The 9863-nt window shown below is 67.0% G+C and carries 12 protein-coding genes; 8 read left to right on the forward strand and 4 right to left on the reverse strand.

Annotated features, from left to right (window positions below):
* Window positions 1-336: 336 nt before the first annotated feature.
* From ACIA8R_RS52755 to ACIA8R_RS52765, 3 genes are all read left to right on the forward strand, one after another.
* On the forward strand, window positions 337-1269 hold the full coding sequence (locus tag ACIA8R_RS52755; protein ID WP_397045795.1) for a hypothetical protein: 933 nt from the start codon (window positions 337-339) through the stop codon (window positions 1267-1269).
* Window positions 1269-2168: a TRM11 family SAM-dependent methyltransferase gene (locus ACIA8R_RS52760; protein WP_397045797.1), complete on the forward strand. Its 900-nt coding sequence runs from the start codon at window positions 1269-1271 to the stop codon at window positions 2166-2168. The genes ACIA8R_RS52755 and ACIA8R_RS52760 overlap by 1 nt, the downstream gene beginning before the upstream one ends.
* A 306-nt stretch (window positions 2169-2474) precedes the next feature.
* Window positions 2475-2750, forward strand: a complete 276-nt coding sequence (locus tag ACIA8R_RS52765) for a DNA-binding protein (RefSeq protein WP_397045799.1) — start codon at window positions 2475-2477, stop codon at window positions 2748-2750.
* Between the two features lie 825 nt (window positions 2751-3575).
* Here the strand turns inward: ACIA8R_RS52765 and ACIA8R_RS52770 are convergent.
* The 4 genes from ACIA8R_RS52770 to ACIA8R_RS52785 form a co-directional block, all read right to left on the reverse strand.
* A complete protein-coding gene (locus ACIA8R_RS52770; protein WP_397045801.1) occupies window positions 3576-3881 on the reverse strand; it encodes a hypothetical protein in 306 nt (101 codons plus the stop codon).
* A 37-nt stretch (window positions 3882-3918) separates the two neighbouring features.
* Window positions 3919-4122 carry a hypothetical protein gene (locus tag ACIA8R_RS52775; protein ID WP_397045802.1) on the reverse strand — a complete coding sequence of 68 codons (204 nt, stop codon included), beginning with the start codon at window positions 4120-4122 and terminating at the stop codon, window positions 3919-3921.
* 62 nt (window positions 4123-4184) lie between these two features.
* Window positions 4185-4373, reverse strand: coding sequence for a hypothetical protein (locus tag ACIA8R_RS52780; RefSeq protein WP_397045803.1), 189 nt, complete (start codon window positions 4371-4373; stop codon window positions 4185-4187).
* A 74-nt stretch (window positions 4374-4447) separates the two neighbouring features.
* Window positions 4448-4939 (reverse strand): ATP-binding protein, encoded by a 492-nt coding sequence (locus tag ACIA8R_RS52785; protein WP_397045804.1) that lies wholly within the window; start codon window positions 4937-4939, stop codon window positions 4448-4450.
* Between the two features lie 290 nt (window positions 4940-5229).
* Between ACIA8R_RS52785 and ACIA8R_RS52790 the strand changes: the two genes are divergently transcribed.
* The 5 genes from ACIA8R_RS52790 to ACIA8R_RS52810 form a co-directional block, all read left to right on the forward strand.
* Entirely contained in the window at window positions 5230-6015 is a 786-nt protein-coding gene (locus tag ACIA8R_RS52790; RefSeq protein WP_397045805.1) for a helix-turn-helix domain-containing protein, read from the forward strand.
* Window positions 6006-6218, forward strand: coding sequence for a DUF397 domain-containing protein (locus ACIA8R_RS52795; protein WP_397045806.1), 213 nt, complete (start codon window positions 6006-6008; stop codon window positions 6216-6218). Before ACIA8R_RS52790 ends, ACIA8R_RS52795 begins: the two co-directional genes overlap by 10 nt.
* Window positions 6219-7072: 854 nt before the next feature.
* Complete coding sequence (gene xerC / locus ACIA8R_RS52800) at window positions 7073-8779, forward strand: tyrosine recombinase XerC (RefSeq protein ID WP_397045807.1); 1707 nt, start codon at window positions 7073-7075, stop codon at window positions 8777-8779.
* Between the two features lie 436 nt (window positions 8780-9215).
* The gene (locus tag ACIA8R_RS52805) at window positions 9216-9605 is read left to right on the forward strand and encodes an acyl-CoA thioesterase (RefSeq protein ID WP_397045808.1); all 390 of its coding nucleotides are present in this window, start codon (window positions 9216-9218) and stop codon (window positions 9603-9605) included.
* Window positions 9606-9668: 63 nt separating this feature from the next.
* The coding region (locus ACIA8R_RS52810) for a hypothetical protein (RefSeq protein ID WP_397045809.1) at window positions 9669-9863 on the forward strand (195 nt) is incomplete at its 3' end.

Genomic DNA, 9863 nt, shown 5'->3' on the forward strand with positions numbered 1-9863 from the left:
ACCGAACCGGGATTGTTCACCCAACCGCGCCCATAGCCCGAATGACGAGCCTCTGACCGGGCGACCTAAGCCAACTCCGGCGACGAAAGGGGCATCAGCTCGCGAAACGCACTCTCAAAGCCCTGGTGCCTCACCGAAGGCTGCGCCCGTCCCGGCCCGACGACGTGGCGCGTAGAGAAGAGCAGTCCGGGGTCATTCGTGCGCACATGGCGGAGCCGCAGGGTAGGGGCAGCCCTTGTCGAACCTTTGCTTGACCGCCCGTCCTACCACAGGCACTCGGGCCGGTATTTGGATCAGTGACAGGGATCGCTGACCCGGTACTCGGGCCACACCCACATGACCGATCCGACCACCACCTCTTCGTCCAGCACCTCCACCCCGGCCATCGATTTCTTCCGAGAGCTGTGCGTAAGCCGCGAGGTACAGGACCCTTCACGGGGGCACCTGCCGCTGACGGTGTGGCTGGCCGCATCCGACACCGAATCCGTCCCTGCCTGCACGGGAGGCTGCTGCCACCCGATCAGTGGCCCGCTGGCTCGCGACCTCATCGCGGCGTGTGCTCGGCTGGGCGAGACGGTCGTTCATCTCGGCGCCAGCGATCACCAGCTCATCTCGGCCGCGCTGACGGCGGGTTGCCTGCCGGTGGCGGTCTTCACCAACACCGCCCGCGTGGGCGTGATCTGGACGCGGCTCGCACGCACCCATCCCACCCATGACCTGGAGGTCACCGACCTGCGCATCACCGACCTCGGCGACGAGACGCCGCTGGCCGACCTCGCCGATGACGCGGGACTGGTGGTGGCGGAGCAGGTCTGCGAGCAGCCGGACCGGCATCCCGGATGGCCAAGCTCGCCGGGCGCGATCAAGGTGCACGACATCACGGCGGCGGCGCGGTTGGTGAAGCCAGGAGGGCATCTGGCCGTGGTGACGGGCCTGTACCGCCACGGTGGCATGGTCGACCCGCTGCCGGAGATCATCACGCGGGCCCGCAAGGCGGGGCTGGTGTATCTGCAGCACATCATCGCTCTACGCCACCCGGCTCGCGGCGAGCGCATCGAACCGGCCCACCTGTGTCGCGGTCTGGCCGCGACACATGAGCTTCAGGTATGTGCCGACCTGCCTGCCAGCACCCGGGTCCACTCGGATGTGTTGCTGTTCACCCGTCCGCGAGGGCTCGCCGGTCCGCCCGAACCGACGGCACGTCCTGCCGCCAGTACGGCTTCACCGGTCGCGGCTGGGGCCTTTGCCCAGGTGGGAGGTGGGCGTTGATGGCCGAGGTGACGACGTCGGTGTGGGCGACCGGGCAGCGTCCGTCGCGGGTGCAGCGGCGAGGCCGGTACGTGCCGGAGTCCATGCGGCATCCGGGCAAGATGCTGCCCTCGATCGCCGCCCGTGTGATCGACACGTACACGCAGCCGGGGGAGTTGGTGGTCGACCCGATGTGCGGGATCGGCACCACCCTGGTCGAAGCCACCCATCTGGGCCGGCACGCCGCGGGGGTGGAGTACGAGGAGCAGTGGGCACGCCTGGCTGTGGCGAACCTCGGCTACGCCAAGAAACAGGGCGCGTCCGGCTTCGGCCGGGTGGTGGCCGGGGACGCCCGCAACATTGCCCGGCTGCTGCCGGACCTGGCCGGGCGGGCGGCGCTGGTGCTGACCTCCCCGCCGTACGGGACCTACACCCACGGGCACATCCGCTCCACCCGCGACACCGGCGAGCCGGGGGTGCGCAAGTGGAATCACCACTACTCGGCCGACCGCGGCAACCTCGCCCATCAGCAGCTCCCCGCGCTGTTGGAGGGGTTCGGCCGGATCTTGGCCGGGTGTAGGGACCTGCTGCGTCCCGGCGGGGTGGCGGCGATCACGGTGCGCCCGTACCGGGTTCGTGGCGAGCTGGTTGACCTGCCGGGACATGTCCATCAGGTAGCAAGCGAGGCGGGGCTGGCATTCGCAGATCGGATCGTGTGCCTGCTGTGCGGCCTCGGCGAGGGCCACCTGCTGAACCGGGCGTCATTCTTCCAGCTTCACGAGGCACGTAAGGCATGGGCGCGTGGCCTGCCCGTGCATGCGGTGGCGCACGAGGACCTGCTGGTGTTCGTTCGCCCGCACGTGCTTGGCCCGGAGCCGGCCGCGCCCACCTCGTACCCTCCAGACGGCGGCGAGCTGTAGTAGCGCCGCGTGGCCGTGTTCCCGACCCGAATGCGGATCGGGAACAGGGGTTCGTGCCTGACCTGCGAATTTCGCTACAAGGGCCATGAACGTGGGCGTCGATACCGTACGTAGCCACCCCGCCCGCACCCGGCGTGCCGAGGGCTGTGGCGCCCGTCGTCCACGGGACGGCCGCCCCCGGCTCCGGACCGAGGGCATGCGGGTCGGCGGCGTAGCGCCCACGACAGCCCGCACCGGCCGAATGATGCCGCGCATCCCGCACGGCATGGACCGGCCACTGTTCATCAACGCGCATGGAGGTGACGCATGACCAGCACAACCCCGAACGAGCTCCTCGAAGCCGGCGCGGTCGACCGGCCGGAAGTGGTGAGCCTGCTGGCGGCCGGACGGTTGCTCGGGATGGGCCGCACCAAGGCATACCGGCTCGCGAAAGCGGGTGAATTCCCGTGCCGGGTGCTGCGCATCGGCGACCGATACGCCGTACCGGTGCGCGCCCTGTGGGCGCTTCTTGACCCAGCAGCGCTACGACTCGATCACAACAACCCGGACAGCGGCAGCCGTCCGGCTCGCAAGGAAGGATGACCACAATGGCCAGCAAGCCGAACATCAAGGCACCACGATGGCGATTCGACAGAATCGGCTGCTGAGCTTGCTTCAACCCGGCCGCCGCTTGTCGAGCTTGGCGCGGTGACCCGGCCCAAGCCGGTCATCTGAACCGGGGAGCGCGTGACCCAGTGGCGACAGGACGGCGAGATCGGCCGGCCGCTGCAGGTTGCATCCCCAGCACGTGACCGAACCGCTTCCACCAGATCTGCTACCAGGCGGGTCGGCCACCCATCCAGCTGCACGACCTGCGCCACGGCGCGGCGACCACTGCGCCGCTTCCCGAGGGGATGCGGTCCGGCAGCAGCACAGGCTGGGAAGGTGGCGTGCTGCTGCCGGACGTCTGGAGAGGGGCGGCCCCTCGCGTCGCGCGGCTCTGCGCCAGCGACGCCACCTTGACCGAGGGGCCGCCCTGGGCGGCGATCAGGCAGACGGGGGCACCGCCGTGATCGCCGCCGGACAGGGGGCGGGCCGGTCTCCGCTTACCAGCCAGCCCCCGGGGGCGACCGCGTTCACGCCTGCACTCCAGGAGTTCGCGGTCATCACCATCTCCAGAGCGCGACGAACTCGTCTGATCGACGGTCGCGCTCCGGAGAAGAGTGCTCTCACCTGGCCTCCGGACAGGGCCATGTAAGAGCGCTGCCAGCCGCAGACATCCGCCCCGATGGCGAGTAGCGCCAGACAGGGTTGTGTGGCTTTGATGGTGCCGAACGGGTGGATTTGACGGTCTCCCAAGCCTCTGTCCGCCGCTGCTACGGGATGGCGGGCCGCACGATGTCGGGGGCGGTTCCCGTCCGGGGTAAGTCAGGCGCACTGGTGGGCGGCCGGGGTCAGCACATGGCCGATGCGGTCGGCGGTGATGATCACGTCACTGGTCGGGGCGATCGGTTCGCCCCACGACCACCAGAAGCTCCACTCGCCATCTACAGGCGCGGCCCTGATTACCTCGCACAGGGAGGCGCAGCCGAGGTTGATCACTCGTAGGCGCGGCACGCGCTCAGGCTGGATGAGGATGCGGGTGTGCAGGCCCTGCGCCTGCAGCAGAGTTTGCAGGTCGCCCAGGTAGGCGGTGGCCTGGTCGGCCACAGCGGCCGGGACGGGTTCAGACATGAGACGGTCTCCCAAACAGGTCGGGCAGCGGCGGAGTCTAAGCGGGCGGCTGGGTACGGCCGGCGGAACGCCGGGCGCGGTAGGCCTTCCGCGCAATCACTGCGGCGACGCCGAAGGGGACGCCGCCGAGCACCGCCTGGGAAACCGGCCGGGTCAGGCTGGTGGGGGCCAGTAGCACGAAGGCAACGAACCCAGCGGTCAGGAGCAGCGCAAGCGCGGAGAGCAGCTTGTCACGGGACATGGAAGAACCTTCCTTCACGAGATGGGAAGAAGCGCGCGGAGAGGGATCGGCGTCCGGGACGGTCAGCGGTCGAACAGCGAACGGACGTTGGCCCGTCGACGTCGGCTCCGATGTCCGAGCACGGCGGCCACAAAGACACTCGGCCCCAGCACGGCCGCCGCGACGATGACCGGAATGGGAACGCCTTCGGGTGATGCGCTGATCCACCCGATGAATCCCGTGATGACGAACAGCGGTAGGAGCACGATCATGTGATGGCCTCGCACAGAAGCTTCTTCCTTCTCTGATGCCAGTCATGAACTCCAGGGCGAGGCCCGGTCGCCGGCTACATCGGGGCGCGGAAGAGTTCCTCTAGCTGCGCCGGGGTGGGTTCCCGGTCGAGGTGGCACCATACGCAGCGATGACCCTCTCTGGGCATCCGGTAGCTTCCCCACCGTCCGCGCGACAGGTTGTCCACGATCGCCAGTCCACGTCCGTGCTCGGAGTGCAGATTGGGTCCCTGCATCGGGATACGGGCAGGTGCCGAGCAGCGTGAACCGGGATCGGTCACCACGAGTCGGAGGACGGCCTCGTCCTGGGACAGCTTGAGCGTGATCTGGTCACGGTCGTCATTGGCGGCGGTGGCGGTTGCGTCGGTGTACTTCACGGCGTTGGTTACCAGTTCTGAAGTGGCTAGCGTCACGATCTCGCAGGCTGTGTGTTTGGTTCCCAGCCATGCGGTCACCGCCTGCCGCGCCAGTTTCGGCGCTCGATCGCTGCACGCGAGCTGGACGACGCCGAGCTCTTCGAATGTGTCCGGTGGTGGTGTGTAGTACATCGCCGAACTCGCCTCGCTAGTTCCTGATCATCGGCCGCTTCCTTTTGAGAAGAATGCGAGCAGCGTTTACACGCCTGCCTGCCATTCGTGCGGCTGGTGGTGCGATTCAACTTGGTCTGAAGAGACCATCTCAGAAAACCCCTGCATGAGGGCCCTGCGGCAAAGCACTTCCCAGGCACGAACCAGGTGTGCTACTACACATGCTCGTGCGTTTCCTGTGTGGTCCTGGGAAGGAGGGGGGATCTACCTTGGAAAACAGTGAGTCGGAACCTGCTCTAAAAGCTCCTGGAGTGAAATTCGGCATCCATCTTCGTGAATACCGCATATTGGCAGGCAAACGACAAAAGGAGCTTGCTGCCCTGCTCGGCTGGTCCGTCTCGAAGATCAGCATGGTTGAGCGCGGAGAACGCCCCGCTGACGAAGACTTCGCCCGTGCCGCCGACTCCGCACTTGGAGCGGGCGGCGGCCTCCTGACACGCTGGCGAGAGACCGTTGAGCACGCTGGCCGCTTCTCCATCTGGCTGGCTCAACTGGTCGAGATCGAGCAGCGGGCGGACATGTTGCGGGCCTGGGAGCCCTTGATCGTTCCCGGCATTCTTCAGACGGAACACTATGCCCGGGCCATCTTCCGAGGCAGGCCGGGAACCACGCCTGACCTCGTCGAGCAAGGCGTGGCTGCGCGGATGGATCGCCAGCGCATCCTGGAGCGGGAGAATGGTCCTACGCTATGGGTAGTGCTAGACGAAGGAGTCCTCACCCGGCCTATCGGGAGTGAGGAGATCATGGCTGGGCAACTCGCGCATCTCGCCGCGATGAACGATCACCCGCGTGTTCACCTCCATGTCCTTCCTCACGATGCGTGGCTGACGACCGGCTTGCAAGGCGCCTTCATGCTGGCCAGCGGTCCGGAAATGCCGGACACGGCCTACATCGAGTCGATTACGCTGAGCCAGATCACTGCCGATCCCGGTCGGGTCCTGGACGTCAAGTCGAGGTATGAGATGTTGCACGGCGATGCTCTGCCCCGGAGAGCATCACTTCAGTTGATCGAGGAGAAAGCCAAGCGATGGAAGTGACCAACGAGGACCTGGACCGCGCTGCCTGGCGCAAGGCCACACGCTCTGGCGATAACGGTAATTGCCTTGAGGTGGCCCCTTTGCCTGGAGGCCGGGTCGGCATCCGAGACACCGAAGCTCCTGACCAAGCCCCCTACGTTGTTTCAGCATCTGTATGGGCGGCCTTCCTCGACGGCGCGAAGAAGGGCGAGTTCGACTTCTAGTACATGCCGCGCCAGACAGGGCGAGGGAGCTTCGGCGCTCACCGAAGCCCCCTCGCTCGTCGCAATGTCACCTGATCCAGGCAGCCCATAGAGCCCTGGACCAAGCCGCTTCTTGCGGGGCCCCCATACGCCAGGGGCGAGAGGGAACTGCGCTGCGAAGCCAAGCTTCCGACCTACTCGGCGCGTGTCGACTCACCGCTCGATCCAGGAAGGCGATCAAGTGTGACGCCTCGCCGTAACTACGGGAATTGCAGGCCGTGTCCGGGACTGACCCTTTAGGTGCAGCGCCAAACTCCGCTGCGATGATCGATCTTTCGGTCTTGGGACCGGTCAGGGCCGACTCCGTTCGATCGTGGTTGGCTGAAGATTGACCGATTGCGCTGTCCGGACTCGGCCTTTCTGGCCGGTATTTCAATAAGTGACAGGGATGATCTGCCCGCCAGATCGGAGTCTCGGGTGGTGACCGTACAGTCCAGTCGTTTCGCCGAATCTCGATGATGTGCCTTGCGTGTCTGCTGAGGCCGCCGTCATGGGATCAGCGCGGTACCCCTTGCTTGAGGTCAGCGTTCTCTGGTCGAGGCATGCAGGCGGACGCCCGGGTTTGGCCGGCGCGGGCCGCGGGGCGATGTGACCAGCGGATTTCGCTTGACATGGGTGGTGAAGGTGGGCGTCGATACCGACCGCCCCGCTCCGGCCGGTGGCCCCGCGCGTCCCCGCTCCAGCGCCTATGACGGGCCGGTGCGGGCCGATCAGGGTCGCCCGCTGGGCCGGGGCACGGCAATCCCCATTTCGGGGACCGGCCGACGGCGACCGGCGTGGAGATGGGCCGGGTCTGTGATGCCGCCGGTGGCGTCATGTCCCGGCGCAACCAACGTCGTCGAGGTCCGGGGACGGGGAGCGCCGCAGGAAGCGCGACGTCGAGGAAGCGACGGCGCGAGATCAGCGACAAGAAAGGCGCGACAGCGACGATGAACGGAACCACCTTCAAGACGTGCTCCTGCCGGGACGAGGCGACTGGCAAGAAATTGGGCAAGGCCTGCCCGAAGCTGCGCCGCCCGGGTGGAGGGGAGCGGTGGAGCAGCGCCCATGGCCGGTGGGCCTACCAGCTGGAGCTGCCCGCACACGCCGACGGACGGCGGCGTAACCCGCTGCGGCGGCGCGGTTTCGCCACGTTGGAGGAGGTCGAGGCGGAGTTGGAGCACGCCCGGGCGCTGCTGGCGCTGGATGAGGACCCGCACATCCAGCGGAAGGTCGCCGAGCTGATGCTGGCCACGCTCAAGGACACCAAGGCGCTGCCACCGGTGGAAGAGATCCGGCGCAAGGTTCGCACCCGGCAGGACCTCAATCCCACCGTCACGGTCGCTGAATGGATGCAGGAGTTCCTGCGGCGTAAGCGAAAGATCGACGCCACCACCCGCCGCTCGTACGAGGCACACATCCGCCTGTACTTCACCCCCTACCTCGGTGACATCCGGCTGGATCGGCTGCGGGTGTCGGACGTGGCGGGCATGTTCGATGCGATCGAGGAGTTCAACGACGTCATCACCAGCGCCCGGGCCAGCGGCGACCCCGAGGAACGTGCGACGGTGAAGTACCGGCGGCCGGTCGGCCCGGCGACCATGCACCGCATCCGGGCCACGCTACGGCATGCACTGAACATCGCGATCAAGCAGGACCGGTTGATCGACTTCAACCCCGCCGCCGTCGTCGAACTTCCGGACGTGGACCGGCCGAAGGCGCTGGTGTGGACCGACGAGCGGGTCGCCGCCTGGAACCGCGACCTGCAGGACCGGCTCGCCGCCGAGCAGCGGCGGCGCGGAGCCCGGTTCAGCCACGCCAACATCATCAACATGTACGTGGCCACGCCACGGCCGTCACCGGTGATGGTCTGGACGCCCTCCCAGACTTCTGCCTTCCTCACCAAGTCGGCCGGCCACCGGCTGTTCCCCCTGTACCGGTTGATCGCCCTGCGTGGGCTGCGTCGGGGCGAAGCGGTCGGGCTGCGCTGGAAGGACGTCGACCTGGACGCCGGGACGGCTGGCGTGCACTGGCAGATCACTCAGCTGGGGTGGGAGCCGGTGCAGGGCAGGCCGAAGACCGAGGCCAGCGACCGCACCATCGCCTTGGACGCGGACACCGTCACCGCGTTGCGCGCGCACCGTAAGCGGCAGGCGGCCGAGCGGCTGGCGGCGGGCGAGGCGTGGGCGGACAGCGGGTTCGTCTTCACCGACGAGCTCGGCCGGCCACTGCATCCCCAGCAGGTCAGCGACCAGTTCTACCTGCTGGCCTTCCAGGCGGCGCTGCCACCGGTGCGGTTGCACGACCTTCGTCACGGTGCAGCGTCGATCATGCTCGCGGCTGGAGTGGATTTGAAGGTCGTACAGGAGACCTTGGGGCACGTCTCTTCCACCTTCACCCGCGACACCTACACGAGCGTCTACCCAGAGGTCGCCCGCGCCGCCGCCGAATCCACCGCTGCCCTTATCAGCACCGCAGCGGCTGGCAATCACACCTCTCAGCTGATCACTCTGCCGCCGCGACCCAGCCCGGCCACCACCTGAACTGTATCGAGGCAGGCCCGCATCCTTGACGTGCCTGCCTCGATAGACCCGTCAACCGGAACGGGCCCTGGGTCAGTGCTGGAGGGGTCGGTAGTTCACGCAGCGCACAGGTTCAGGGACGGTGATGGCGGCCAGGCCGAGCATCCGCCCGGTGAATCCGGAGGCTACCTCGATCGGTGGGCGCGCACTGTCGTCACACAATCCTCCTGGGGCGCATCGGTTCAGCTGAACCTGACACACCTGCGTGACCATGTGGCTCGCTCGTTCAACGGCCAGGTCAGTTGCCGGATGCAAAGTGGCGACACGGGCGACAGATGAAGAACTCCGCCATCGAGCTGCTTGTGGGATGACGTCGCGCGGATGGCTCACTGAAGTTCGATCGTGGAGCAGGGCAACTGTCGCCCGCCCTTCGCGAACGAGTCATAAGGAGATACCCATGACGTACGTGCAGCCGTGGCAGGTGCGGTACTACGAGGCCGACCAGCAGGGGGTGGTCTTCAACGCCTGGTACCTCGCCTGGTTCGACGAGGCTTTCACGGCCTTCCTGCGAGACAAGGGCTTGTCCGTCTTCGAGATGGCGAACCAGGGCATCAACTTTCAACTCGTCCACTCGGAGATCGATTGGATCAGTGGTGTCCGCTTCGGGGATGAGGTTTCGATCGCGGTGCAGCCCGCGCGAATCGGGACGACGAGCTTCGACGTGCATTACACGGTGCTGCGTGAAGACCTTGTGACCTGCACGGCGAAGATCGTGTACGTCTCGATCAGCAGTGACGGCGCGGGAAAGCAGCCGGTCGCCCCGGTCCTGCGCAAGGCGCTCACGTAGGCGGCGGCCGATGAGCCGGTGAGTGGCTGGCACCGCTTCCCAAGTGGATGGCGCTCAGGCTCGATGCCGCAGGTCGTCCGCCTGACAGGCTCGGGCCGAGGGCGCGTCGGCGCCTCACTTCGCGGCCGCCGGCCGCCCCTTTCTTCACTCGACCACTCTGACATCGTCGCCGGAGGTTTCATGGAAGTCGGTCTGTTCTACGCCCATCAACTACCCGACACCACCCCCGCCGACGGGTTCGACTGGGACATGCAAGTA

The sequence above is a fragment of the Nonomuraea sp. NPDC051191 genome (assembly GCF_044455665.1).
Lineage (GTDB): Bacteria > Actinomycetota > Actinomycetes > Streptosporangiales > Streptosporangiaceae > Nonomuraea.